Annotated in this window: 23 protein-coding genes; 9 read left to right on the top strand and 14 right to left on the bottom strand. The window is 75.3% G+C overall.

Annotated elements, in window-relative coordinates; genetic code table 11:
* Positions 1 to 26: 26 nt before the first annotated feature.
* The 4 genes from ACFXOZ_RS10340 to ACFXOZ_RS10325 form a co-directional block, all read right to left on the bottom strand.
* Positions 27 to 1,325 (bottom strand): sensor histidine kinase, encoded by a 1,299-nt coding sequence (locus tag ACFXOZ_RS10340; RefSeq protein ID WP_380589315.1) that lies wholly within the window; start codon positions 1,323 to 1,325, stop codon positions 27 to 29.
* Between the two features lie 201 nt (positions 1,326 to 1,526).
* Positions 1,527 to 2,921 carry an FtsX-like permease family protein gene (locus tag ACFXOZ_RS10335; protein ID WP_380589185.1) on the bottom strand — a complete coding sequence of 465 codons (1,395 nt, stop codon included), beginning with the start codon at positions 2,919 to 2,921 and terminating at the stop codon, positions 1,527 to 1,529.
* Positions 2,922 to 2,926: 5 nt separating this feature from the next.
* Positions 2,927 to 3,700 (bottom strand): ABC transporter ATP-binding protein, encoded by a 774-nt coding sequence (locus ACFXOZ_RS10330; protein ID WP_380589182.1) that lies wholly within the window; start codon positions 3,698 to 3,700, stop codon positions 2,927 to 2,929.
* 250 nt (positions 3,701 to 3,950) lie between these two features.
* Entirely contained in the window at positions 3,951 to 5,318 is a 1,368-nt protein-coding gene (locus ACFXOZ_RS10325; RefSeq protein ID WP_380589179.1) for a hypothetical protein, read from the bottom strand.
* 124 nt (positions 5,319 to 5,442) lie between these two features.
* Here ACFXOZ_RS10325 and ACFXOZ_RS10320 point away from each other — a divergent pair, with 124 nt between their 5' ends.
* From ACFXOZ_RS10320 to ACFXOZ_RS10295, 6 genes are all read left to right on the top strand, one after another.
* Positions 5,443 to 5,967, top strand: coding sequence for a hypothetical protein (locus ACFXOZ_RS10320; RefSeq protein WP_380589176.1), 525 nt, complete (start codon positions 5,443 to 5,445; stop codon positions 5,965 to 5,967).
* Positions 5,964 to 6,713, top strand: a complete 750-nt coding sequence (locus tag ACFXOZ_RS10315; RefSeq protein ID WP_380589173.1) for a hypothetical protein — start codon at positions 5,964 to 5,966, stop codon at positions 6,711 to 6,713. Before ACFXOZ_RS10320 ends, ACFXOZ_RS10315 begins: the two co-directional genes overlap by 4 nt.
* 82 nt (positions 6,714 to 6,795) lie before the next feature.
* The gene (locus tag ACFXOZ_RS10310; protein WP_380589170.1) at positions 6,796 to 7,668 is read left to right on the top strand and encodes a ketopantoate reductase family protein; all 873 of its coding nucleotides are present in this window, start codon (positions 6,796 to 6,798) and stop codon (positions 7,666 to 7,668) included.
* A 108-nt stretch (positions 7,669 to 7,776) separates the two neighbouring features.
* Entirely contained in the window at positions 7,777 to 8,355 is a 579-nt protein-coding gene (locus ACFXOZ_RS10305) for a DUF6817 domain-containing protein (RefSeq protein ID WP_380589167.1), read from the top strand.
* 109 nt (positions 8,356 to 8,464) lie between these two features.
* On the top strand, positions 8,465 to 8,863 hold the full coding sequence (locus ACFXOZ_RS10300; protein ID WP_380589164.1) for a hypothetical protein: 399 nt from the start codon (positions 8,465 to 8,467) through the stop codon (positions 8,861 to 8,863).
* Positions 8,864 to 9,046: 183 nt separating this feature from the next.
* Positions 9,047 to 9,697: a transcriptional regulator gene (locus ACFXOZ_RS10295; protein ID WP_380589161.1), complete on the top strand. Its 651-nt coding sequence runs from the start codon at positions 9,047 to 9,049 to the stop codon at positions 9,695 to 9,697.
* A 1-nt stretch (position 9,698) separates the two neighbouring features.
* Here the strand turns inward: ACFXOZ_RS10295 and ACFXOZ_RS10290 are convergent, their stop codons facing one another.
* Complete coding sequence (locus ACFXOZ_RS10290) at positions 9,699 to 10,205, bottom strand: hypothetical protein (protein ID WP_380589158.1); 507 nt, start codon at positions 10,203 to 10,205, stop codon at positions 9,699 to 9,701.
* Positions 10,206 to 10,444: 239 nt separating this feature from the next.
* Between ACFXOZ_RS10290 and ACFXOZ_RS10285 the strand changes: the two genes are divergently transcribed.
* On the top strand, positions 10,445 to 11,620 hold the full coding sequence (locus ACFXOZ_RS10285) for a S1 family peptidase (protein WP_380589155.1): 1,176 nt from the start codon (positions 10,445 to 10,447) through the stop codon (positions 11,618 to 11,620).
* Between the two features lie 94 nt (positions 11,621 to 11,714).
* On the opposite strand, the gene ACFXOZ_RS10280 is transcribed toward ACFXOZ_RS10285, so the two are convergent.
* Both ACFXOZ_RS10280 and ACFXOZ_RS10275 read right to left on the bottom strand, forming a co-directional pair.
* Positions 11,715 to 12,935, bottom strand: coding sequence for an ROK family protein (locus ACFXOZ_RS10280; RefSeq protein WP_380589152.1), 1,221 nt, complete (start codon positions 12,933 to 12,935; stop codon positions 11,715 to 11,717).
* 200 nt (positions 12,936 to 13,135) lie between these two features.
* Positions 13,136 to 14,008 carry an SDR family NAD(P)-dependent oxidoreductase gene (locus tag ACFXOZ_RS10275; RefSeq protein ID WP_380589149.1) on the bottom strand — a complete coding sequence of 291 codons (873 nt, stop codon included), beginning with the start codon at positions 14,006 to 14,008 and terminating at the stop codon, positions 13,136 to 13,138.
* 182 nt (positions 14,009 to 14,190) lie between these two features.
* On the opposite strand from ACFXOZ_RS10275, the gene ACFXOZ_RS10270 reads away from it, so the two are divergent.
* Entirely contained in the window at positions 14,191 to 15,918 is a 1,728-nt protein-coding gene (locus tag ACFXOZ_RS10270; protein WP_380589146.1) for a SpoIIE family protein phosphatase, read from the top strand.
* A gap of 63 nt (positions 15,919 to 15,981) precedes the next feature.
* Here the strand turns inward: ACFXOZ_RS10270 and ACFXOZ_RS10265 are convergent, their stop codons facing one another.
* The 3 genes from ACFXOZ_RS10265 to ACFXOZ_RS10255 all read right to left on the bottom strand — a co-directional run bounded on the left by ACFXOZ_RS10265 (position 15,982) and on the right by ACFXOZ_RS10255 (position 18,549).
* The gene (locus ACFXOZ_RS10265) at positions 15,982 to 16,617 is read right to left on the bottom strand and encodes a hypothetical protein (RefSeq protein ID WP_375890969.1); all 636 of its coding nucleotides are present in this window, start codon (positions 16,615 to 16,617) and stop codon (positions 15,982 to 15,984) included.
* 180 nt (positions 16,618 to 16,797) lie between these two features.
* Entirely contained in the window at positions 16,798 to 18,003 is a 1,206-nt protein-coding gene (locus tag ACFXOZ_RS10260; protein WP_380589143.1) for a trans-sulfuration enzyme family protein, read from the bottom strand.
* Positions 18,004 to 18,150: 147 nt separating this feature from the next.
* Entirely contained in the window at positions 18,151 to 18,549 is a 399-nt protein-coding gene (locus ACFXOZ_RS10255; RefSeq protein ID WP_375890965.1) for a hypothetical protein, read from the bottom strand.
* 222 nt (positions 18,550 to 18,771) lie between these two features.
* Between ACFXOZ_RS10255 and ACFXOZ_RS10250 the strand changes: the two genes are divergently transcribed.
* Positions 18,772 to 20,457: an LCP family protein gene (locus ACFXOZ_RS10250; RefSeq protein ID WP_380589140.1), complete on the top strand. Its 1,686-nt coding sequence runs from the start codon at positions 18,772 to 18,774 to the stop codon at positions 20,455 to 20,457.
* 109 nt (positions 20,458 to 20,566) lie between these two features.
* On the opposite strand, the gene ACFXOZ_RS10245 is transcribed toward ACFXOZ_RS10250, so the two are convergent.
* The 4 genes from ACFXOZ_RS10245 to ACFXOZ_RS10230 form a co-directional block, all read right to left on the bottom strand.
* Positions 20,567 to 21,226 carry a zinc ribbon domain-containing protein gene (locus ACFXOZ_RS10245; protein WP_380589137.1) on the bottom strand — a complete coding sequence of 220 codons (660 nt, stop codon included), beginning with the start codon at positions 21,224 to 21,226 and terminating at the stop codon, positions 20,567 to 20,569.
* 96 nt (positions 21,227 to 21,322) lie between these two features.
* Positions 21,323 to 21,613, bottom strand: coding sequence for a hypothetical protein (locus ACFXOZ_RS10240; protein WP_380589134.1), 291 nt, complete (start codon positions 21,611 to 21,613; stop codon positions 21,323 to 21,325).
* A gap of 111 nt (positions 21,614 to 21,724) precedes the next feature.
* Complete coding sequence (gene lepB / locus ACFXOZ_RS10235; protein WP_380589131.1) at positions 21,725 to 22,753, bottom strand: signal peptidase I; 1,029 nt, start codon at positions 22,751 to 22,753, stop codon at positions 21,725 to 21,727.
* 66 nt (positions 22,754 to 22,819) lie between these two features.
* Positions 22,820 to 23,416 (bottom strand): helix-turn-helix domain-containing protein, encoded by a 597-nt coding sequence (locus ACFXOZ_RS10230; protein WP_375890955.1) that lies wholly within the window; start codon positions 23,414 to 23,416, stop codon positions 22,820 to 22,822.
* Positions 23,417 to 23,582 lie beyond the last annotated feature (166 nt).

Here is a 23,582-nt window from a genome sequence, read left to right as displayed (position 1 = left end):
GTCCGGGGCGACACGGCCCAACGGCCTCACAGCCTGCTCGGCAGTTCCGCCGTGACCAGCGTCGGCCCACCGGGCGGGCTGTCCACCCGCAGCCTCCCGTCCACCGCCGCCAGGCGCTCGGCCAACCCCGTCAGCCCCGTCCCCGCACCGATCCCGGCGCCCCCGCGCCCGTCGTCGCGCACCGTCAGCCGGACCCGGCCGTCGACCGCGCTCGCCGTCAGGTCGACCGCCCGGGCGCCGCTGTGCTTGGCCACGTTGGTGAGCAGTTCGGCCGCGCAGAAGTACACCGCGCGCTCGATCACCTCCGCCGGCCGCTCCCGCAGGTCCAGCCGGAGCGTCACCGGCACCGGCGAGGTGGCCGTCAGTGCGGGCAGCGCCTCGGCCAGGCCGCCGTCCAGCGCCACCGGGTGGATGCCCCGGGTCAGCCGCCGCAGCCCGGTGATGGTGTCATCGGTCTGCCCACGCGCCCGGTCGACCAGGGCGCGCAGCCGCCCCAGGTCGGCACCGCTCCCGGCGTCGCTCCCGGCACCGGCACCGGCCCCGGACGCCGCCGCCCCGCCGAAGGCCACTGCCCCGCCGGGCGCCGCCTCGCCGAGCGCGTCGTCCGCCAGCGAGAGGGTGATGGCGAGCGCGACCAACTGCGCCTGGGTGCCGTCGTGGAGGTCGCGTTCGAGCCGCCGCAGCCGGTCCGTGTTCTCGGCGAGCAGGGTGGCGCGGGCGTGCTCCAGCTCCCGCACCCGCTGCTGCGACCGCACCGGCCCGAGCAGCGCCCGGGCCAGCGCGCGATTGGCCCGGCTCAGGGCCCGCAGTACGGCCGGTACGGCGGCCAGCACCGCGAGCCCCACCGGCGGCCCGGCGACGTCCAGCCAGTCGACCGCTCGCGGCCCCGGCTCCAACAGCCGTACCCAGAGCGGGAAGCCCGCCAGCCACACCGAGCCGAGCGGCAGTCCGACCACGGCCAGGAAGCCGAGCGCGCCGAGCGGCAGCCGGAGGAACAGGTAGAGCAGCGCCCGCCAGGCGACCGGGTCGGTCAGTACGACCCGCCCCCGGGCCAGCAGCCCCGAGGGGCGTACCGACGCCGGTGGCGCGGCCACCCGTTCGCCCAGCAGCCACCCGACCAGCCGCCGGTGCAGCCCGCCGATCCCGCGTGCCCCGACCAGGGCGGCCGCGACGAACGGCAGCCCCAGGACGGTGAGCGAGAGCAGGGCCCCCGCGTAGAGCACGGCGACCGCGTAGACGCCGCCCAGCACTCCGAGTGGCAGTCCGAGGAGGGCGAACGCCACCTCACCGCCCCGCACCGACAGTCCGCGCCGCCACCGAGTCACCACGTGCCCCACCGTTCACCGATCAACCGACACCCAGCATCCCCCAGCCACCACCAGGTCCGCCGCCCGCCCGGACCCTCCGTCACCGCAGACCACCTCACCGCCCGAGGCCGCCCCGAACCCCCTCTCACCTCCGCAGTCCTCATACGCCCTCTTCCCTCGTCACCTGTCCAGAGCCGCCCTCAACCGTCCTCCTCCCACTCACCCCCGCTCCCCGCCCACCTCCTCCACCGCACGGCCGCCGATCGCCCAGAGCCCCGTGCCGACGATCCCCGGCACCGTCAGCACCGCCGCGCCCGCCACCACCCAGCCGCAGGCGGCGCCCGGCACCACCGGCAGCAGCGATCCGGTGACCGCCCGGCTGAACGCCCCGGTCGCCGCGGCCGCCACCGCCGCACCGAGCAGCACTCCCACCGCCGTGGTCAGGACGGCCTCGACGAGGAGCATCCGCAGCAGCTGCCGCCGCGTCGCCCCGACCAGCCGGAGCAGTGCGAACTCCCGCCGCCGGTCGGCCGTCAGCGCGACCAGGGTGTTGACCGTGGAGACCGCCGCGAAGCCGGCCAGCAGGCCGAGCTCCGCCTGCCGCAGCCAGACGTCGCTGGCCTTGGTGACGCTGGTCGTGGCCCCGGTCGCCAGCGCGGCCCGCTCCGCCGTGCCGGTCATGATCAGCATGGTGGCCGAGAGCCCGACCAGCAGCGCGACCGGGACCACCGCCGAGGAGAGCCGGACGGCGTAGCCGCGTAGGTTGGCGTCCGCCAGCCAGCCGACCCGGGGCAGCAGCGCCCGGACCGGGGCACCGAGCACCGCCATCGGCAGCCGGGCCACCACCGGCCCCAGCAGGGCGACGGCGACCAGCAGCACCAGGGCGCCGAGCAGGGCCGCCTGCCCCGCCTTGTCCAGTTCCCCGGCCGGTCGGGTGCCGGCCAGCCGCAGCAGCAGACCGCCGCCCGCCAACACCGCCCCGCCGATCAGCAGCCGCACCACGCCCGTCCACCGTTGCCCGACCGCGCTGTCGGTCAGCGCGGCCGCCGGGGCGGGCCGGGTGATCCGCCGGACCGTCAGCGCGGTGGCCGCCAGGCCGACCAGCAGCGCCACCGCGAGCGCGATCAGCACCGGCACCGGTGTCCCGGGTATCCGCAGCCCCGGTGCGGCCATCCCGCGCCGCTGCAGCGCGGTGAGAAAGGCCCGGGCGGCGAAGTGGCCCGCCGCACCGCCCGGAACGGCCGCCGCCAGCACCGTCGCCGTGACCTGGAGGCGCACCAGCCGCCGGATCTGGCGGGGCGTCGCCGCGACCGTGCGCAGCAGGGCGAGGTCGCGGTGCTGCTGACGGAGGGTGAACCCGAGCGCGTTCACCACCACGAACAGCGCGACCAGGACGGCGATCTCACCGAAGGCCCCCGCGATCACCAGCAGCCCGGGCCCGGCCACCGCCGCCCGCGCCACCGGGGCCGGCGCCGTGACCTGGGCGGCGACCAGGGAACCGAACAGCGTCACCGCCGCCACCGCCAGGAACAGCGCCGCCGCGAGCCCGGCGAAGGCCGCCGGCCGGCGCCTGATCTGACCGACCGCCAGGGTCGGCACGGAACCGCCACGCATCGCCCTCACCCGCCCAACCTGCTGAGCCGCTCGCCGACCTGCGCCGCCGTCGGCCGGTCCAGTTCGTCCACCAGCAGGCCGTCCGCCAGCAGCAGCACCCGGTCCGCGTAGCCGGCGGCCACCGGATCGTGGGTGACCATCACACACGTCCGCCCGTCCTCGTCCACGCCCGCGCGCAGCAGGTCCAGGACGTCGCGCCCGGTCGCCCGGTCCAGCGCGCCGGTGGGCTCGTCGGCGAACAGCACCTCGGGCCGGGCGGCCAGGGCGCGGGCGATGGCCACCCGCTGCTGCTGGCCGCCGGAGAGCCGGCCCGGCCGGTCCCGCTCCCGCCCGGCCAGCCCGACCCGGGCCAGCGCCTCCCGCACCCGGGCCCGCTCCGGCGGGTTCCCGGCCAGCCGCCCGGGCAGTTCGACGTTCTGCGCGACCGTCATCGCGGGCATCAGGTTGAAGGCCTGGAAGACGAACCCCACCCTGGTGCGCCGCAGCTCGGCGAGCCGCCGCTCGGGCAGGCCGGACACCTCCGTACCGCCCCAGCGGACGGTGCCCCGGGTGGGGCGGTCCATCCCGGCCAGGCAGTGCAGCAGGGTGGTCTTGCCGGAGCCCGAGGGCCCCATCACCGCCGTGAAGGTGCCCGGCGCGAAGGCCACGGACACCCCTCGCAGCGCCCGGACGGCGGCCGCGCCGCGCCCGTACTCGCGGTGCAGCCCCTCGCAGCTGAGGGCCGCCCCCGTCACCTCGCCGTGCGCCGCCCGGTCGGCGGCTGTCGTGATCCCGTTCATGCCCCCAATCCTGGACATCCGGGACGACCGGGTCGATTGTGCTGGCACCCCAATCCGGGGTTCGGAAAACCGAACCCCGCAGGTGGTGCCAGGGGGTGTCTTGTGGCTCAGGTCGGATGAGCCCGCGGCGTCAGGGTGCGTGCATCGCAAGGCGGAGGAGGGAGTCCATGCAGCGCATTGGCGACCGACGACAACGCGGCGAGGTGCGTGCCCTGGCGTCGCGGGCCCGGCCTGAGCCACAAGACACCCCCTACGTCCCCTCGGCCCCGCCGCGTGTCCGCCAGGCCCAGATCGCCTCCGCCCGGTGGTCGTAGCGGTACTCGTGCCAGGGGAGGCCCCCGACCCGGTCGACCGCCTCCGCCGCCCGCCGGTCGCCCCGCACCACGAGCCCGTACGCGCCGACCACCCGCGCCCGCTGGTCCTCCTCGTCCGACAGCGCGGCCAGGGCGTCGGCGACCTCGCCCGTCCGGTCGTCCGACGCGTCCGACTCCGCCAGGGCGCACCCGGCCGAGAGCCGCACCCGGGCGTCCTCGTCCCCGGCGAGCGCGAGCAGCACCGCCCTGAACTCCTCCGTCAGCGGACGGTTCTCAAGCCTCCGGGCCACTCCGGCCCGGACCGGCGGCCACTCGTCCCGCGCCAGCCGCAGCAGGCAGGCGGTGACCTCCGCCGAGAAGGGCTGACCGCCCGCCCCCAGACAGTGCGTCGCCACGGTGCGCACCTCCCGGTCCGGGTGGTCGGCGTGGCGCAGCGCCAGGCCCTCCGTCCCCGGGTGGTCGCGCATCAGCAGCGCCTGGAGGACCTCCGCGAGCACCTCGCCGTCGGTCTCCTCCGCCGCCCAGACGGCGAGCAGCTCGTCCTCCTTCTCCTCCTCGAAGGAGGGGACCAGGGCGGGCGGCACCATTCGGTTGGTCGTCAGGAAGGAGGCCGTGAAGCGGCGGTGGCGCGGGTCGGGGTGCCGGCGGTACGCCATCACCGCCTCCCAGGTCGCCCTGTCGGGGCGCTGTGCGAGGACGTACTGGCACGCCGCCCCGTCGACGTGGCGGTCGTCGGGCTGCCGCACGGCCCGGGCCACCAGCTCGTCGACCGGGGTGGCGATCCGGAAGGTCCACTCCAGCGTCGTCAGCACGGCCCCGTGCCCGGCCCGGACGGTGAGCCCGCCGAGGGAGACCTGCTCGACCTGGCAGAAGTCCTCCTCGATCAGCAGGGTCTCGCCCGGCCCCTCCGCGCCCGTCCGGCGGCGCAGCTCGGCCTGCGCACCCGTCGCGTACCAGGACCGGGCCAACCCGAGCAGCCGCTCCCGCTCCGCCGGCCCCAGCCGCAGCACGGGGTCCTCGCCGAGGACGGCTCCGAGGACGGCGTACGAGCCCAGGTCGACGGCGCGCAGCAGCGGGGTCGTCCCGTCCGGCAGCGGGAGGTCGGGGTCGGCGCCCATGGTGACCAGCGCGTGGGCCACCGCGTGGTCGAACCCGGCCACGGCCGCGCACAGCACCGGCAACCCGTCCCCGCCCCGCACGTCGGGGTCCGCCCCCGCGCCGAGCGCCGCCCACACCGCGTCCTCGTCCCGGGCCCGCACCGCCTCGACGAGCCGGGCGTCCGCAGGTACCTGATCCGCCGCCATCCGCTCCCCCTCCGGTTCCGCCTCCGCGCCACCCCGCACCGAGCCTAAGGCGGCTCGCGCTCCGTGACGCCTGCCACGGCAGCACGGACTCCCGTCGGCGGGCCCGAGGAGGAATCATGATCGGGTGACCATCGACCTGCTGCCCGGCCGAGGCGTTCGCCTGCCGGCCCCGCTGCCCGAACTGCGCTTCGGCCTCACCGAGGAGGCCGTGCGCGCGCTGCTGGCCCCGCACGGCGAGCTGCTGCCGGACGGGGTGCGCCCGACCTTCGTCTGCGGCACCAGCTGGGCCCTGGGCTTCGGACTCCCCGGGGTGGGCGTCACGCTGTCCGGGGGCGAGGACGGCGGCCTGGAGGGGGTCTCGGTGGGCCTGAACCGGTACGACGACCGGCCCCCCTGCCCGGTCGGCCACCTCGGGATCGACGTCTTCGCCTGGCCGGCCCGGGAGTTGGCCGAGGCCCTGCGCACCGAGGGCCTGCCGGTCCCGGACCCGGAGCACGGCACGCTGCGCCACCAGGGGCTCTACCTCCATGCCAGCACCGGGCGCCCGCCCCGCCCGGCCCCCGGCCGCAAGGCCCGCCACGAGGCGCCCTACCACTTCGACTTCGTCTCCCTCCACCGCACCATCACCACCACCGAGGCCACCCGATGAACCACCCCCCACCGTCGCCCCCGCGCCCCACCGGCACCGCCGCCGGCCCGTACAACGCCGCCTTCCTCCCCCGCCTCGCGCTCTCCGCGCGCCCCGCCGAGCGGCCGATCACCGAGCCGGTCGCCAAGCTCGGCGGCGAGCCCTGCTGGCTGGCCGAACCCACCTGGCCGCTGGCCCCCGGCACCGGCGAGCCCCTGGTGTTCATCGGCCAGTTCCCCGTCCCCGGCGACGAGTTGCGGCTGGCGTACCTCTTCCTGGAGGAGGACGAGCTGATCATGGGCGGCCAGGATCCGGAGCACGGCGACGGCGTGCTGCTCGTCCAGCCGGGCGGCCGGATCCCGTCCTTCGCCGTGATCGGCCCACCCGGCACCCGGGGCCGCACGCTCTGGCGCGACGATCCCGACGCCGACCGGACCGTCCCGGTCGAGTTCCACCTCGACCTGCTGCCGCTGTCGGCCGAGCTGGACCGCTCGATGGACCAACGGGCCGCCTTCCAGCGGTACTTGCGCCACGAGGGCCCCGAGGCCCCGGTCCCGGACGGCGACCACGTGCGCGACCACCTCGGCGGCCTCCCGTCCTTCCCGAACGGCCGGGCCCGGGTGCCCGCACCCTGGCAGTTCCTCTTCGCACTCTCGGACGCCCCCGACGACGGCGATCCGTACTTCCTCAACTTCGGCTACGGCGTCGGCTCCGGCTTCCTCAGCCCGGACGGCCTGGAGGGCCGCTTCTCCTGGGAAGCCCCGTAGCGACGGCCCCGAACGCCCCGCTCACGCACCGGTCACCAACCCCTCCCCACCCCGCCCCACCCCGCCCCACGAAGGAGTCCGCATGACCACCACCCCCCTCACCGTCGCCGTCCTCGGCCCCGGCGGCGTCGGCGGCCTGATCGCCGGGCTGCTCGCGCGCGACGGCCACCGCGTGATCTGCCTGGCCGGCGAGCAGAGCGCGGCCGTCCTCGCCCGCGACGGACTGCACGTGCGCAGCACCCAGTTCGGCGAGTTCACCGCCCGGGTCGAGGCCGCGACCGAGCTCCGTGCGCCGGTCGACGCCGCCTTCGTGACCGTCAAGGAGACGGCCCTGACCGCCGCGCTCGACCGGATGCCGCCGCAGACGCTCGGCACCGGCATCGTGGTGCCGCTGCTCAACGGCCTGGACCACATGACGCTGCTGCGCGGGCGCTACCCGGCCGGGCAGGTGGTGGCCGGCACGATCCGGGTCGAGGCCACCCGTACCGCGCCGGGCCGGATCGAGCACACCAGCCCGTTCGCCGCCGTGGAACTCGCCGGTCCCGTGACGGAGTTCGCCGAGCAACTGCGGCGCACCGGGCTGGACGTCACGCTGCGCGAGGACGAGACCGCGATGCTCTGGAGCAAGCTCTCCTTCCTCGCGCCCTTCGCCCTGCTGACCACCCGCCACGCCGACGGCGTCGGCGTCGTGCGCACCGAGCACCGGGACGAACTGCTCGCCGTCCTGGACGAGATCACCGCCGTCGCCGACGCCGTCGGCGCCCCAGCGGATGCGCAGGCGCTGCTCGCCGCCTTCGACCGGATCCCCGCCGGGATGAAGTCCTCGATGCAGCGGGACGTCGAGGCGGGCCGACCGACCGAACTCGACGCGATCGGCGGCGCGGTGCTGCGGGCCGCCGAGGCCCACTCCGTCCCCACCCCGACCATCGCCCGACTGGTGCGCGAACTCTCCTGACGCCTCGAACTCCCGCCGTCGAACCTCTGCACGGACCGACGGCGGGCGTTCGACCCCCATGGCCGAACCCGGTTGCGGGCGGTCGGGCACCGGAGTAGAACTCGTCGGATGACCTCACCCGATCACCCCACCGCTCCCGCCTGGAGCCACATCGAGGAGTTCCTGCGCGCCCACGAGGCCGACCGGACCCCCCACCCGGGCGGGACCCTGCTGGCGCACCTGACCCGGGTGGCGGCCCGGTTGGCCGACTGGGGCACCGACTCCGCCGTCCAGACCGCCGGGCTCTGCCACGCCGCGTACGGGACCGACGGGTTCGACGGCGCCCTGCTGGCCCTGGACGAACGGGCCACCCTGGTCGACCTCCTGGGCGACCGCGCCGAGGCGATCGTCTACCTGTACGCCAGCTGCGACCGGGCCGCCGTCTACCCGCGCCTGGGCCGGGACGAGACGCCGCTGTTCCACGACCGCTTCACCGGCGAGGACCACACCCCGCCGGAGGAGGACCTGCGGGCCTTCCTCGCCATCACCGCCGCCAACGAGCTCGACGTGTTCGTCCACAACGCCGAGCTGGCCGCCTGCTACGGACCCGGCCTCCACGAACTCGTCTCGCGCAGCCGCACCTTGCTCCCGCCCGCCGCCTGGAAGGACTGGCAGGACTGGCATCACCGGCAGAGCAGCGCGACCTGACGATCCGTCACTCTCCCACCCGAAGTCGAGACTTCGCCGACCGTTCACCCTCCACGCCGGAACCGCCGCGCGAGCACGGGACGTTCTAGAACGCGGGAGGGATACAGACATGACAAAGAAGCCGTACCGCCTGGCCGCCACAGCGCTCGTTCTGCTCGTGGCGGCCCCCTTGTTGACCGCGTGCAAGAACACCGACCAGTCCCTCGACTGCGGGAAGCGGGCGATCAGCCTCACCGGCGACGTCCAGGACCTCACCGACTCCGCGCTCAACGTCGGCCAGATCACCGACGACAACCGGCGCAAACACACCGTCACGGCCCTCAAGAAGATCGTCGAGGACGTCAAGAAGATCCGCCAGGACGGGGACGGCAAGGTGGACGCGGCGGCCGACAAGCTGTCCAAGGCCGTGGACAACGCCCAGACCGCCGTCTTCAAGGGCAAGGAACCCGACTTCGGGCCGATCGGCGACGCCGCCGGCGAGCTGACCAAGGCCTGCGCCGGAGCCTGATCCCCGCACAGCCGCCACCCGGGCCGGGAGCGCCGCACCACCGGGCGCTCCCGGCACCCGCACCGCCCGAGCACCCCCGGGACATCCCCGAGCGCCCCCGGGCACCCCGGCCTGTCGCCACCGCACCGAGGCCCGCACGCGGTAGGAATGGGCACCGGACCGAACCGCACCCCGGAGGCACCGGTGAACCACCCGATCCTCGACCAGATCCGCCGCCTGCGCGCCGAGTCGGCCCCCGGCGACACCGCGCCCGCCCTGGTCACCGCGCTCGCCGCCGGCACCGCCCCGCTCTCCGCGGTGGCCGAACTCGCCGCCCAGCAGCAGCGGATCATCACCTCGGACCGGCGCAGCCTGCTGCTACTCGCCACCCGCTGCGCCGACCGGCCGCTCGGCGCCTGGTACGTCACTCTCGCCGGGGGCGAGAGCGCCGCCCTGCGCGCCCTGCCCGCCCTGGCCGAAGCCTGCGGCCTGGACCGCCGGGCGGCCGCCGCCCGGGTACCGCTCCCCGGCTGCCAGGCCTACCCGTCCTACCTCGCCTGGCTCGCCCTGAACGCCCCGCCACCGGCCGCAGCCGCCGCCCTGGTGGCCAACTTCGCGGCCTGGGGCGGCTATTGCGCCACCATCGCCGCGGCGCTGCGCCGCCACCACGGCTTCTCCGACGAGGCCTGCGCCTTCTTCGACTTCTTCGCCCAGCCGGCCCCCGAACTGGAACAGCAGGCCGCCGACGCCCTCGGCCCGGACCCGCTGGACGACCCCGCACTGACCGCCGCCCGGGAGTACGGCCTGCTGCTCCAGGCCTACGAGCACCTGTTCTGGGACACCCTCGGCGGGTGACTCACGCCTGCCAGTGCGGCTTTCCGCTGACCATCCGGCAGTAGATCATCCGCCCGTTGGCGTCGTGGGTGCTCCGGCCCAGGTCGTCGTTGCGGCAGAACTGGCCGGCCGCGTAGCAGTTGCCCGCGTTGGAGCGGAGCTCGCACTCGGTGCCGCCCGCTGCCTGGGTGTGCTGGGGCTGCGGGTCGTTCGGCGGCTGGGCGGTGGTGACCTTGGGCTGCGGCTTGGCGGACGGCGTCTGCGGGTGCGCGGCGGGCGGGGCGGACGGCGGCGGGGCGGACGCGACGGGCGGCGCCGAGGGGGTGACCACCGGCGGCGCCGGGACCGTCGGGCTCGCCGCGGTGGGCGTGGCGGAAGCCGGCGTGGCCGCGACGGTCGGGGAGGAGGTCGGCGTGGCGTCCGCCGCCGACGGGTCGCAACCGGTCAGCGCCAGGCCGACGGTGAGGACGAGTCCGGCGAATCCGGCCAGGCCGGCCGTTCTGCGGCGCCCGGATATCGGTGAGGCCATGAGGGGAGAACGCTCCGTTCCGTAGGTCCGTACGGGTGAGGCGTGCGATTCAAGCAGAGTCCGCACACGCCGTGAGCACCGTTTCCCCACTCGTTGGCGGATCGAGATCTTCCGGCCCCCACGTCGAGCCTCCGGCGGGGGGGGTATAGCGCCGGAGCGCGGGGCGTTACGACATGTTCCGGACATGCCAATCAGGTCGCTACGGTTCCGGCAACCCCCACGCCGAACGAGGAGACCCCATGCTCCGGATCCGTGCGCTGGCCGTCGCCGCAGCCTTCGCGACCGTCGCGCTCACCGCAGCACCCGCCGTCAGCGCCCCCGCTGACGACCCGTCCGTCACGGCCGCCCTGGCCGCCACCCCCACCCGCACCACGGCCGTGCCCACCGCCCTGCTGCACGCGATGCAGCGCGACCTCGGGCTCGCCCCGCAGGCCGCCGCCGACCGGATCGCCCGCGAGGGCCGCGCCACCGCCGTCCAGCACGCCCTCACCCAGGCGCTCGGCGAGCACTGGGCCGGCGCCTGGATCGACGGACCGCAGGCCGACCTGGTGGTCGCCACCACCGACGCCTCCGCCGCCCGGACCATCACCGCCCACGGCGGCCGGGCCACCGTCGTCCGCCACGCGCTGGCGTCCCTGGACCGGGCGAAGGACGCGCTCGACCGGGCCTCCCGGGCGGCCGCCCCGGACGCCACCCCGCTCTGGTACGTCGACGTCCGCTCCAACGCCGTCGTGGTGCAGTCCGCCGACGACGCCCGCACCGGGGCCTTCCTGGACCGGGCCGGGGTGGACCGCTCCCTGGTCCGGGTCGAGCGGGCCACCGCCGCACCCCGACCGCTCGCCGACCTGCACGGCGGGGACGCCTACTACATCGACAACGCCGCCCGCTGCTCGATCGGCTTCCCGGTCACCCAGAACGGCCAGCCCGGCTTCGTCAGCGCCGGCCACTGCGGCCAGCCCGGCTCCAACGCCACGACCTCCGACGGCAGTTCGATCGGCACCTTCCAGGGCTCGACCTTCCCGGGCAACGACTACTCCTGGGTGGCGGCCGGATCCGACTGGACGGCCCAGCCGCAGGTGAACGACTACGCCGGCGGCACGGTCACGGTGGGCGGCTCGTCCGAGCAGGCGGTGGGCGGCTCGGTCTGCCGCTCCGGTTCCACCACCGGCTGGCACTGCGGCACCGTCCAGGAGCTGAACGCCACCGTCAACTACCAGGAGGGCAGCGTCTACGGCCTCACCCGCACCGACGTGTGCGCCGAACCGGGCGACTCCGGCGGCTCGTTCATCTCCGGCAACCAGGCCCAGGGCGTGACCTCGGGCGGCTCCGGCGACTGCACCTCCGGCGGCGAGACCTACTTCCAGCCGGTCAACCCGATCCTCAGCACCTACGGCCTGACCCTGGCCACCGGCTGACCCGCCCGGGGCCGGTGGGTTCCCCCACACCCACCGGCCCCGGCCCCACCGGCCCCACACCTACGGACCCGGGCCCACACCTACGGACCCGGCCTCACAACTCCGCCGTCCGACGCTCGAACACCTCGGGACGCGCCGTCTCCAGCGCCGTGGCCACCGCGCCCAGGAGGACCGCCTCCTCCCCCAGCAGGCTCGGGGCGAGCGTCGGACGCATCGGCGCGAAGCGGCGCAGGGCCCGCTCCAGCGGTTCCAGGAGCAGGTCCGCGCTGCTGCCGATCCCCCCACCGAGCACCAGCAGGTCCGGGTCCAGCACGGCGGACAGCACCGCCACCGCGTACGCGAGCCGCTCCGCCTCCCACTCCACCGCCCGCAGCGCCGCGTCCTCCCCGGCCCGGGCCCGTTCGAAGACCTGCTTGGCGGTCAGCCGGCTCCGGCCCTTCCCCGCCAGCCCGAACTCCCGGGCGGCACGCACCACCGCGTCCGCCGCCGCCGCCTCCTCCAGCGTGGTCACGGCCGGCTCGCCCGGACGGGCGGGCAGCGGCACCAGGCCGATCTCGCCGAGCGCGCCGTGCGCACCGAGCAGCAGCTCTCCGTCCTTCACCACCCCGACCCCGAGGCCGGTGCCGACCAGCAGGTAGGCGAACATCCGGCTGCCGCGCCCGGCTCCCAGGGTGTACTCGCCGAGCGCGGCCAGGTTGGCGTCGTTGGCCACCGTCACGGCCGTGCCCAGGCCCTGGCCGATCCGGTCGAACAGCCCCGGCCGGCCCCAGTCGGGCAGGCTGGTGGCGTACCGGAGGCCGCGCCGCTCCTCGTCCCACACCCCGGGCGTGCCGATCACCGCGTGCACGAGGTCCCCGGCGGCCAGGCCCGCCTCGGCGGTCGCCTCCCCCGCGGCGGCGACCACCGCGTCCGCGACGGCGTCCGCGGTCCGCCCCCGGTTGGGCACGTCCCGCCGGGCGACCACGGTGCCGGCCAGGTCCGCCACGGCGACCCGCAGCCGGGCCCGGCCGACGTCCACGCCGAGCACGTGACCGGCCGTCGGGTCGACCTCGTAGAGCACCGCGGTGCGGCCCCGCTCCGGGGCCACCCGCCCGGCCTCGCGGACCAGCCCGGCCTGCTCCAGGTCGGCCAGCGCGGCGGACACGGTGGGCTTCGACAGGCCGGTGTCCCGGGCCAGTTGGGCGCGCGAGGTACCGCCGCCGGTACGCAGCAGCTCCAGCAGCAGCCACTCGTTGTTGCTGCGCAGCCGCTGCCGGTTCCACGGCACCCCGGGGGCCCCTGCCGCCGGACGACTGGTCGGCTGGTGGGGGCTCATCGGTTCCTCCGGTCTGGGCTGCCGACGGGCCGCTCCTGGCGGCCCGTTGCCTGCGGACGGCGCTGTGGCACCGTCTGCGGCACCCGGTGTCGGGCGCCGCCGCCCAAGTATGACCGTTGATCACCCGCGACCCGTCGCCCGGACCCGGAGCCGCACGCACCCAGCACCCCGGTGCCCCCACCCCCGCACCCCGCCCGACGTCAGGCGCTCCCGGTCGCGACCCAGCCGCCGGTCATCGCCCCCACCGCCGAACCGTCCAGGTCGGCCAACTTGACCCCGACGAAGGCCCGGGCCGCCTCGGAGGTCTGCACCCGCAGCGGCGGCCGCTCGGCGGTGAGCACGTCGACGATCGGCGCGGCCGCCTCCTCGGGGGTCTGGGCGCTGCCGAAGGCCTTCAAGGTCCGGTCGACGTACGCCTCCAGGGCGGGGCCGTACGGGCCGGCGGCGGCCACCAGCGCGGGCACGTCGATGCCCTGGTTGCCGATGAACTCGCTGGCCACCGCGCCCGGTTCGACCACGGTGACGGCCACCCCGACGGCGGCGGCGACCGGCGCCAGCGACTCCATGAAGCCCTCGACGGCGAACTTGGCCGCGCAGTAGGCCTCGTTGAAGGGCTGCCCGACCACCCCGCCGACGCTGGTCACGGTGACCACCCGGCCGCCGGCGGCGCGCAGGTGCGGCAGCGCCGCCCTGGTCACCTCGACCACGCCGAAGTAGTTGACCTCCATGGCGGCGCGCACCGGTGCCATGCCGTCCTGCTCGACGGTGCCGACGAAGCCCGCGCCCGCGTTGTTGACCACGGCGTCCAGCCGCCCGTGCCGCTCGACGACGACGCCGAGGCAGTCCGCGACGGAGGCGGGGTCGGTGACGTCGAGCCGCTCGATCTCGATCCGCTCGGCGACGCCCGCCTCCTCCGCCGCGCGCAGCAGGTTCCCGGCCCGGCCGGTGTCGCGCATGGTGGCGACCACCCGGAAGCCGGCCCGGGCGGCGGCCACGGCGGCGGCGAGGCCGATTCCGGAGGAGGTGCCGGTGATCAGGACGATCCGGGTGCCGTTCATCGGGGTGACTGCCATGCGGGCCCTCCTCGCGGCCGCCGGACGGTTCCGGACGGCCATGACTGTGTGCGTGTGCACGCACTCTACAAGTGCGTGTGCGCGCACGCAACCGGGCACGCTTCGCTACAACACCGTCTCCGAGCGGTCAAGGTTTCACCCAGTTGTGGGCGTGCCGCGCCCCGACGCGTGATCATGGGCCTATGCACTTCCGGCACGGGCCCCGCGCAGAGGGCACCCCGCCCCCGGACGAGGACCCCGCCTCCGAACCCTCCGGCACCGACCCCGGCCACGACCCCGGTCACGGCCCCGGGAACGACCCCGACCTGCTCCGCGAGCTGCTCGCCACCGCCCCGGTCGGCGTCGCCCTGCTCGACGACCAGCTGCGCTGGCACTACCTCAACCCCGCTTTCACCACCGTCACCGGCCTGCGCCGCGCCGACCTGCTCGGCCGCGCCGCCGCGACCACCCCCTTCGCCGGTGCCGCCGCCACCCTGCGCCGCGTCCTCGCCGACGGCCGCGACCGCGAGCACGTCACCGGCGGCCCCGACGGCGCGGGCGCCCCCGTGCCACCCGGACTGCGGGTGCGCTACCGGCCGCTGCGGCACGGCGGGCGGACCACCGGCGTGATCGTCGTGGTCCTGGACGACCCCGACCCGGCCCGCGCGCAGCTGCGCGAGCTCGAACAGGCGCGCGCCCGGCTCGCCCTGCTGGACGCCGCCGCCGAGCGGATCGGCACCACCCTCGACATCCGCACCACCTGCGCCGAACTCGCCGCCTTCACCGTGCCCGCCCTCGCCGACCTCGCCGTCGTCGACGTGCTGCCGCCCGAGGCCGAACCCGCCCGCCCGGGCCGGGCCGGTGCCCAGCGGCTGCACCGCGCCGCGGTCCGGGCCGTCCCCGGACTCGACGCCGCCCTCGCCGAGCTGGCGCGCCCCGGCGAGTCCGTGCGCCACCGCGAGGGCTCGGCCGCGGCCCGCGGCCTGGCCGGCGGCGTCGCCGTGCTCACCGCACCGGGCCCCGCCGACGCCTGCCCGGCGGGCACCGCCTCACTGCTGGTCCTGCCGCTCGCCGCCCGCGGCCACCTGGTCGGGGTGCTCACCCTCGGCCGCACCGACGCCAACCCGACCTTCACCCCGGACGAGGCCGCCCTGCTCGGCGACCTCGCGGCCCGCGCCGCCACCGCCATCGACAACGCCCGCAGCTACACCCGCTCCCAGGGCATCGCCCTGGAACTCCAGCGGGCCCTGCTGAGCGAGCCCGGCAACCCGCACCAGAACCTCGCACTGGCCTCCCGCTACCTGCCCTCCGGCAGCAGCTCGGTGGTCGGCGGCGACTGGTACGAGACGGTCCGGCTGCCCTTCGGCCGCACCCTGCTGGCCATGGGCGACGTGATGGGGCACGGCGTCGAGGCCGCCGTCGACATGAGCCACTACCGCTCGGCGCTGCGCGACGTCGCCGGCATGGACCTGCCCCCGCACCGGATCCTGCGCCAGCTCGACCACGTGATCTCCGCCGACGACACCGCCCGCCCCGCGACCTGCCTGCTGGCCCTCGCCGACCCCGGCCGCGCCCGCTGGACCTTCTCCAGCGCCGGCCACCTGCCGCCCGCCCTGATCACCCCGGACCACCCCACCGAACTGCTGGCCGTCCCCACCGGCCCACCGCTGGGCACCGGCTTCGGCGGCTACGAGCAGTCCACCCATCCGCTCGACCCCCGGCAGACCCTGCTGCTCTACACCGACGGCCTGGTGGAGCGGCGGAACGAGGACATCGACACCTCGCTGGCGCGCCTCGCCGCCCTCCGGCTCCCTGCCACCGGCGACCTCGACGAGCTGCTCGACGCCGTCCTGCACTCCCTCGCCCCGCCCCCGGCACCCGCCGCCGAGGACGACATCGCCCTGCTCGCCGCCCGGCCCAGGGCCCGCTGACGGCCGGCCCGCCGGCCTACTCCTCGCTCCACGCCAACCGACCCGGCCCGCCCCTCCGCCGGACTACTCCTCGAACCAGACCACCAGCCGGACGTGCTGCTCCCCGTGCACCTCGGCGAGGGTGCGCAGCACCGTCCACACCGGCCGCCACGGCCCGTCCGCGGGAACGGCGTCGCGGCGCCGGTCGCGCTCGGCCCGGAAGAGCAGCGGTCCGGTGTCCCACTCGGTGCCCTCCGCCCAGTGCTCGCCGAGCCGGCCGAAGTCGAAGGTCCGGCTGTCGATCCCGGCGGCCCGGGCGAAGGCCCGGCTCCAGTCCTCCCGGCGGACCGGCTCCAGCGAGCCGTCGGGCCGCCGCCGGTACCGGGCGATCCTGGTCGCCCGGGGCAGCGCCGGCTCGTCCCAGTCCACCGCGAGCACCTCGTCCCAGCCCAGCCAGGTGGCGCCGAAGGCCGCCGGGCCCCAGGAGGCGTGCCCGGCGCGGGTGGTGGCCGAGGCGTCCGCGGGCAGGCCGCGGGCACCGACCACCGGCCGCCAGTGACGGTGCGGGTCCCGGACCCCGAAGAGGCAGGCGAAGGAGCCGTAGTCCCTGGTCGGGCCGAGCAGGGACAGGTCGACGGCCGCCTGCCAGGCCCGCTCCCCGGGGTCGAGGCCCGGGGCCCAGGTGCGGCACTCCACGAAGCCCCGGATGTCCGTTCCCATGGACCGGATCATGCCCGGTCCGCCGGTACCCCCGCAGCCGGATTTCCACCCCGCCGGGGCGGGTCTCACCCGGTCGTCCGCTCAGGCCCCGCCCGGTCGTCCGCTCAGGCCCCGCCCGGCCTCCCGCTCAGGCCCCGCCCGGCCTCCCGCTCAGGCCTCCCCCGGCCTCCGGGTCGGACCTCAGGCCTTCGCGAGGGCCTGCTCGACGTCCGCCCACAGGTCCTCCGGGTGCTCGATGCCCACCGAGACCCGCACCGTGCCCGGGCCGATGCCCGCCGCCGCCAACTCCTCGTCCGACAGCTGCCGGTGCGAGGTGCTGGCGGGGTGGACCACCAGGGTGTGGACGCCGCCCAGCGAGGGTGCCAGCGCGGCCAGCCGGACGGACTCGGTGAAGGCCCGGGCCGCCTCCCGGCCGCCCGCCAGGTCGAAGGCCAGCACGCCGCCGTGGCCGTCGGGCAGCAGGCGGCGGGCGAGTTCGTGGTCGGGGTGGTCGGGCAGGCCCGGGTAGTGGACGGCGTCGACGGCCGGGTGGGCGGCCAGCCGGGTGGCCAGGTCGAGCGCGGAGTCGCAGTGGCGGCGGACCCGCAGCGCCAGCGTCTGGAGGCCGCGCAGGGTCAGCCAGGCGGCGAAGGGATCGGCGCTGGCGCCGAGTTCGGTCCCGTGGTGCCAGACCTTCCGGTGCAGTTCGGGGTCGGCGAAGACGGCGATCCCGGCCAGCACGTCCGAGTGCCCGCCCAGGTACTTGGTGGCCGAGTGCACCACCACGTCCGCACCGTGCTCGATCGGGCGGCACAGCAGCGGGGTGGCGAAGGTGTTGTCGACCACGCTGAGCACCCCGGCCCGCTTGGCGACGGCGATCAGCCCGGGCAGGTCGGTGACCCGGGTGGTGGGGTTGGAGACGGTCTCCAGGTGCAGCAGCCGGGTGGTGGGCCGCAGCGCCGCCGCCACCTCGTGCGGATCGGAGCCGGAGACGTGGGTGACCTCGACGCCCCACCGCTGCGCGAGGTCGGCCAGCAGCGCGAACGTCCCGCCGTACAGGCTCCGTTGGGCGATCAGGTGGTCGCCGGAACGCAGCAGGGCGAGCAGTACGGTGCTGATCGCGCCCATTCCGGAGGCGGTGGCGAGCGCCCCGGTGCCGCCCTCCAGGTCGGCGACGGCGTCCTCCAGCGACCGGACGGTGGGGTTGCCGTAGCGGTTGTAGACGAACGCCCCGTCGGGGCCGGCGAAGGAGGCGGTGAGCGCCTCGCTGGTCTCGAAGGCGTACAGGTGGCCCTGGTGCAGCGGGACGCCCAGCGGCCGGGCGCCGCCGAGTCCGGCCAGCGGCGGGTGGACGATCCGGCTCTCGGGGCGCAGCGCGGCGGAGGGGTTGCGCGGGAAGTCGCTCATGTCGCCCATCCTGGGGCGCGGCGGTCGGGCGGGACAGGGCCAATCACCGCCGGGTGGCCCGGCCCCGGCGCCGTGTCGGCGCCCGGGCCGGCCGCCCCGGAACCGGCCCAGCGGCTCAGCGGCTCAGCGGCTCAGCGACCCAGCGGCTCAGCGACGGCGGAAGAGCTTCCGCACCAGGTGAACGATGCCCCAGATCACCAGGATGATGAACAGGATGATCAGAATGACCACGACCAGCAGGAACTTGCCGAGCTTGGCGAAGAAGCCGGACTTCTTCTTCTCCTCCTTGGCCGCGACGTGCGCGACCTGCCGGTCCTGCGCGCCCTGAACGCTCTGAACGCCCTGGGCGACGGTGCCGACGGCGCCGACGGCAACGGGCGCCTGGGCGGCGGCGCCGGCCGCCGGTCCCCCGGCAACGGCCGTGCCGCTCGCGGCGGTCCGGGGTGCGGCCACCGCCGTCGCGCTCGACGCCGCGGCGCTGAGGCCGACGGCGGCCAGCAGTGCCACCAGGGCGCCGGCTATCGAACGTGCGATCCGGTGAGTCATCGTGCTCCTCGTGCGGGTACGGAGCGACGGAGATGAGACCCGGTCGACCTTCTCTCATGGTCTGACCAGTATTTTTCTCATCTGCGCCTAGTATGCTCCTCTGGAAGTTCTACAGCGGTGTAAAAGTTTAGCGGCGGGACGACCCGGATCGACACTCCGACCCAGGACCACGCAAGCCACCGCTCCGTCGGGGGTTCCGTGGCAACTGTGGAGGATGACGCCGTGTCGGGTCGCAGGGGTTCCACCGAGGGCGAGAATTCGTCGCACCGGGCCGGTGGACGCAGAGCGGCGAACCGCAAGCCCGGTACGGGCAGGGACGGTTCGGCCAAGGACGGTTCGGTCGAGGACGGCCCGGGCAAGGAGATACCCGACGCCCGCCCCGCCGGCCGGGCCAAGCCGAAGCCCAAGCGCAGCACCAAGCAGAAGGTGCTCTGGGTCACGGCCGGCTGCACCGCGCTCCTGGTCCTCGCCGGCGGCGCCGTCTACTACCGCCTGAACAGCAACATCACCACCTTCGACCGCGACGCCCTGAGCAAGGACCGCCCGGAGGCGGCCGCCCCGGACGCCCAGGGCCGCACCCCGGTCAACGTCCTGATGATCGGCTCGGACAGCCGCGGCAACGGCAACGGCAACCTGGGCGGCGGCGGGGACGACGGCGCCCGCTCGGACACCGCGATCCTGCTGCACATCTACGCCGACCACAAGCACGCCGTCGGCATCTCGATCCCCCGCGACTCCCTGGTCGACATCCCGCCGTGCAAGCTGCCCAACGGCAAGTGGACCAAGGAACAGACCAATGTGATGTTCAACAGCGCGTTCTCGGTCGGCAACACCGACCAGGGCAACCCGGCCTGCACCCAGAACGCCGTCGAGAAGCTCACCAACCTGCGCGTCGACCACACCATCGTGGTGGACTTCGGCGGCTTCGCCGCGATGACCACGGCGGTCGGCGGCGTCGAGGTCTGCCTGCCGAACAACGTCTACGAGGGGGACCTCAACCCCAACCTCGGCCACAAGGGCAAGCAGATCTTCGCCAAGGGCAAGCAGAAGGTCGAGGGCCAGTCCGCACTGGACTTCGTCCGGGTCCGGCACGGCATCGGCGACGGCTCCGACATCGGCCGCACCAAGCGCCAGCAGGCCTTCCTCTCCTCCCTCATCAAGGAGGTCAAGTCCCGCGGCATGGACCCGACCACCCTGCTGCCGCTCGCCGACGCGGCGACCAAGTCGCTGACCGTCGACCCCGACCTCGGGTCGGCCGCCAAGCTGATGTCCTTCGCCATGTCGATCAAGGACGTCGACCTGCACGACGTCAAGTTCCTCACCGCACCCTGGCGTTACGAAGGCCCCCGGGTCGCCCTGGTCCACCCCGACGTGGAGCAGCTCTGGGCCGCGCTCAAGGCCGACCGCACCATCGACGGCCAGGACGCCAGCGCCCAGAGCCCGGCCGCCACCGACTCCGCCGCCCCCAGCACCCCGCCCACGGCCGAGGCCACCCCCTCCCCCGCCGCGGCCGCCAGGAACGCGGACATCAAGGTCGCCGTCCTCAACGGCACCGGCGAGAGCGGCATCGGCAGCAAGGGCGCCGAGACCGTCAAGGGCGCCGGCTACACCGTCACCACCGTCGGCAACGCGGCTGGCAAAACCCGCAGCACCACCGTGGTCGAGTACGGCGCGGGCGAGCGCAGCAACGCCGAGGCCGTCGCCAAGCTCTTCCCCGGGGCGAGCGTCCAGGCCGGCGGCAAGGGCCTGAGCGTGGTGCTCGGCCACGACTTCGCCGCCGCCAACCCGGGCCCGGCCGCCGGTTCGACCCCCGGCGCGCCCGCCGCCCCGGCCCCGCTGCCGAGCAGCGTCAGCGGCACCGCCCGCTCGGCCGACGACGACCCGTGCGCCAACGTGTCGTACGGCTGAGCCTCCCGCTCCGGGGCCGTCCCGCGACCGACGGCCCGGAACGAACCGACGGGGCGCCCGCGGACCTCACCGGTCCGCGGGCGCCCCGTCGCGTCGACCTACCGGCCGCTCAGCGCCTCGCCCCGCAGGACGGGCAGAACGCCGCCCCGTCGGGCACGTCCTTGTGGCACTGCCCGCACTGGACGGGCTGCGCCAGCTTGAACCCGCAGCCGGGGCAGAACGGCGTGCCGTGGGTCTCCGTGTGGCACTGCGGGCAGACCAGTTGGCGCGGCGTCCGCACGTCGTACTCCGCGCCGGACTGCTGGCCGACCTGGTAGGCCCGGTCCGAGACCATGTCGTTGAGGCCGCGCCGCTGGGCCGCGGCCGCCTCGGCGGCGGTGTCCGGGGCGCAGTCGAAGCACAGGCCCTGCTCCGGGTTGAAGCAGCGGCCGCAGACGTAGCGGGTGCAGCGGGCACAACGGTTGAAGTGCGACTGGGCGTTGTCGATCGCGCGCTGGAACGCGGCGTCCCGCGAGGTGCCCCAGGTCTGGCCGGCCAGGCCGTCCGCGGCGTTGCTGATCGTGTTGGCGTTGCCGCCGATGAGGTTCCACGCCGCACTGACGCCCTTGCCAAGCCAGCCCGCCACCTGACCGGTGGTGAACCGCTCGAACGGCGAGCGCCAGGTGTCGGAGCAGCGGTAGCAGGAGAACTCGAACTGGAAGCCCGCGCCCGTCCCGTACTGTTCGCACAGGTCGCGGTAGTTGTTGTTGAAGTAGATCTCGGAACTCACGTCGTCCCCGGTTGCTGAAAGTGGCCTAGTCGGCGTTCGCTCCCAGGGACGACAGGGGTCCTCGAACGGTTCCGCCAAGAACTCCTGACACTCTCTTCACAACCCGGAGACCGGGAGCAGCCGTACCCGGTCGGGTTCGAACGGCCGCCAGTCGGCGGGCAGTCCGCTGCGGCCGACCCGCAGCCGGCACCAGTTCCGCCCGGTCGGGTCCTGCCACCAGCCGCTGATCCGGCCGGGCGCCCAGTGGCCGTCACCGAGGTCGACCTCGACCGGCTGGTACACCCACCGGACCTCCCGGTCCATCGGCGGCACGGGCACCTCGGTGGGCGCCGCGGGCACCGCGGACGACACGGCGGGCGCCGCGGGCCCGTTCGAACGCTCCACCACGGTTCCGCCTCCGATCCGACCGGTGCGACCGCGCCCGACGCCGCGGCCCGTCGCCGGAACTCTACAGCCGTGTAGAACACGGCGGGCGGAGTTCCGGCGGAGCGGTCCCGCTCAGCGCCCGGTGCGCCGCGCCCGCCGGCGCCGCCACAGCGCGATCGGCACGACGCCCGCGAGGGCGAGCACCGCCGGCGCCGGGGGCGCCTCCACCGGGCTGCCCGCGGCCCGGGAGGGCACCTTGTCGAAGGTGTCCGGGACGGGCAGGGTGGACCAGTCGGAGATCGGCCACGCCACCACGAACGCCCGGCCGACCACGTTGTCCACCGGCACGAAGCCGTCCCCGGTGAGGTTCTGGTGCGGGCGGGAGTCCCGGGAGTTGTTCCGGTGGTCGCCCATCACCCAGAGCTTGCCCTTGGGCACGGTGACGGTGCCGACCGGGTCGTTGTCGCAGGGCGTCGCCCCGGGGAAGAGGTACGGCTCGACCAGCGCGACGCCGTTCACCTTCACCGGGCTGCCCGCGTTGCACTCGACGGTGTCGCCGCCGACCGCGATGACCCGCTTGATCAGGTCCTTCTCGTCCGCCGAGGGCATCAGGCCGACGGTGCTCAGCGCCTTCTGGACGGTGCCCATGACGCCGCCGGAGCTGGTCGTGGGGGTGTCCTCCAGCCAGCCGCCCGGGTCGCGGAAGACCACCACCTCGCCGCGCTCCGGCTCGGCGCCGAACCACGGGGTGAGCTTGTCGACCAGCACCCGGTCGCCGATCTGCAGGGTGTTCTCCATCGAACCGGAGGGGATCGAGAAGGCCTGCACGAAGAAGGTCTTGATGCCGAGCGAGAGCAGCAGGGCGATCACCAGCAGGATCGGCAGCTCCTGCCAGAACGGGCGCTTCTTGCGCGCGGGCTTCGCACCGGCCGCGGTGGACTCCTCCGGTCCGGCGGCCCGCCCGGCTTCCGGCTCCGGCGGCTCCTCCGTCCCGGCTCCGGAACGGGTTCCGGGGGCGGCGCCCGGCCCGGTGGCGGGCCCGGCACCGGGGCCGGCGCCGGGGCCGGTGCCGGGGCCGGTGCCGGCCCCCTCCGGCGCGGTCCCCGGCCTCTGCTCGGTTCCGCCGCTCTCACCGGACTCCGTGCTCTGCTGCACACTCATGTAATCGGCCCCTCCCGACGGCCTGCGGGGGAGCCCGAAGCGGAGACCCCCTGTCAGGGAACGAACCTACCGAACAGAGGTTCCCGGTCGCGCCCTGATGTGGATGCGTTCGCCCTGCGGACCGAACAGGCTGAGGAACTCCACCGGCTGCGAACCGGCGTTGCCGAAGCCGTGCGGGGTCCGGGTGTCGAACTCGGCGGCCTCACCGGCGGTCAGTTCCAGGTCGTGCGGGCCGAGCACCAGCCGCAGCCTCCCGGACAGCACGTACAGCCACTCGTAGCCCTCGTGGACCTTCAACTCCAGCTCCGGCCCGGCGTTCCGGCCCGGCGGCACGATGTGCTTGTACGCGTGCAGACCACCGAGGTGGCGGGTGAGCGGGACGACGGTCTGGCCGTTCCTGGTCACCGGGCGCGGGTGGATCCTCGGGTCCCCGGTGGCCGGGGCGCCGACCAGTTCGTCCAGCGGCACCCGGTACTCCCGGGCCAGCGGCAGCAGCAGCTCCAGGGTCGGCTTGCGCTGCCCGGACTCCAGACGGGACAGCGTGCTGAGCGAGATCCCGGTCGCCGCGGCCAGCTTGGCGAGCGTGGTGCCGCGCTCCCTGCGCAGGGCCCGCAGCCGCGGGCCCACCGTGGTGAGGACGTTCTCGAACTCTTCGTCGGCCATGCCTGCTATTCGCCGGGACGGCAAGGGTGCTTGTCAATCCGGCACACCGGTGACGGCCCGTCCCCACCTGCCGAGGGGCCCCGTGGGGGGGCCCCGCCCCCCCCCCGGCCCCCCCCCCGGCGTGCCCGAGAAACGCCATACCATCCAACCCCCCCACCCCGGGGGC

The sequence above is a fragment of the Kitasatospora sp. NPDC059160 genome (genome assembly GCF_042755465.1).
Classification (GTDB): domain Bacteria; phylum Actinomycetota; class Actinomycetes; order Streptomycetales; family Streptomycetaceae; genus Kitasatospora.
The sequence above is the reverse complement of the archived record's forward strand: the minus strand, read 5'-3'. Positions and strand labels throughout refer to the sequence as shown.

Excerpts from the sequence above, each read along its gene's own strand:
- ACFXOZ_RS10335 (WP_380589185.1), bottom strand. The coding sequence starts at position 2,921 with ATGCGTGGCGGTTCCGTGCCGACCCTGGCGGTCGGTCAGATCAGGCGC.
- ACFXOZ_RS10330 (WP_380589182.1), bottom strand. The coding sequence starts at position 3,700 with ATGAACGGGATCACGACAGCCGCCGACCGGGCGGCGCACGGCGAGGTG.
- ACFXOZ_RS10325 (WP_380589179.1), bottom strand. The coding sequence starts at position 5,318 with ATGGCGGCGGATCAGGTACCTGCGGACGCCCGGCTCGTCGAGGCGGTG.
- ACFXOZ_RS10315 (WP_380589173.1), top strand. The coding sequence starts at position 5,964 with ATGAACCACCCCCCACCGTCGCCCCCGCGCCCCACCGGCACCGCCGCC.
- ACFXOZ_RS10310 (WP_380589170.1), top strand. The coding sequence starts at position 6,796 with ATGACCACCACCCCCCTCACCGTCGCCGTCCTCGGCCCCGGCGGCGTC.
- ACFXOZ_RS10305 (WP_380589167.1), top strand. The coding sequence starts at position 7,777 with ATGACCTCACCCGATCACCCCACCGCTCCCGCCTGGAGCCACATCGAG.
- ACFXOZ_RS10300 (WP_380589164.1), top strand. The coding sequence starts at position 8,465 with ATGACAAAGAAGCCGTACCGCCTGGCCGCCACAGCGCTCGTTCTGCTC.
- ACFXOZ_RS10290 (WP_380589158.1), bottom strand. The coding sequence starts at position 10,205 with ATGGCCTCACCGATATCCGGGCGCCGCAGAACGGCCGGCCTGGCCGGA.
- ACFXOZ_RS10285 (WP_380589155.1), top strand. The coding sequence starts at position 10,445 with ATGCTCCGGATCCGTGCGCTGGCCGTCGCCGCAGCCTTCGCGACCGTC.
- ACFXOZ_RS10280 (WP_380589152.1), bottom strand. The coding sequence starts at position 12,935 with ATGAGCCCCCACCAGCCGACCAGTCGTCCGGCGGCAGGGGCCCCCGGG.
- ACFXOZ_RS10275 (WP_380589149.1), bottom strand. The coding sequence starts at position 14,008 with ATGGCAGTCACCCCGATGAACGGCACCCGGATCGTCCTGATCACCGGC.
- ACFXOZ_RS10270 (WP_380589146.1), top strand. The coding sequence starts at position 14,191 with ATGCACTTCCGGCACGGGCCCCGCGCAGAGGGCACCCCGCCCCCGGAC.
- ACFXOZ_RS10265 (WP_375890969.1), bottom strand. The coding sequence starts at position 16,617 with ATGGGAACGGACATCCGGGGCTTCGTGGAGTGCCGCACCTGGGCCCCG.
- ACFXOZ_RS10260 (WP_380589143.1), bottom strand. The coding sequence starts at position 18,003 with ATGAGCGACTTCCCGCGCAACCCCTCCGCCGCGCTGCGCCCCGAGAGC.
- ACFXOZ_RS10255 (WP_375890965.1), bottom strand. The coding sequence starts at position 18,549 with ATGACTCACCGGATCGCACGTTCGATAGCCGGCGCCCTGGTGGCACTG.
- lepB (WP_380589131.1), bottom strand. The coding sequence starts at position 22,753 with ATGAGTGTGCAGCAGAGCACGGAGTCCGGTGAGAGCGGCGGAACCGAG.
- ACFXOZ_RS10230 (WP_375890955.1), bottom strand. The coding sequence starts at position 23,416 with ATGGCCGACGAAGAGTTCGAGAACGTCCTCACCACGGTGGGCCCGCGG.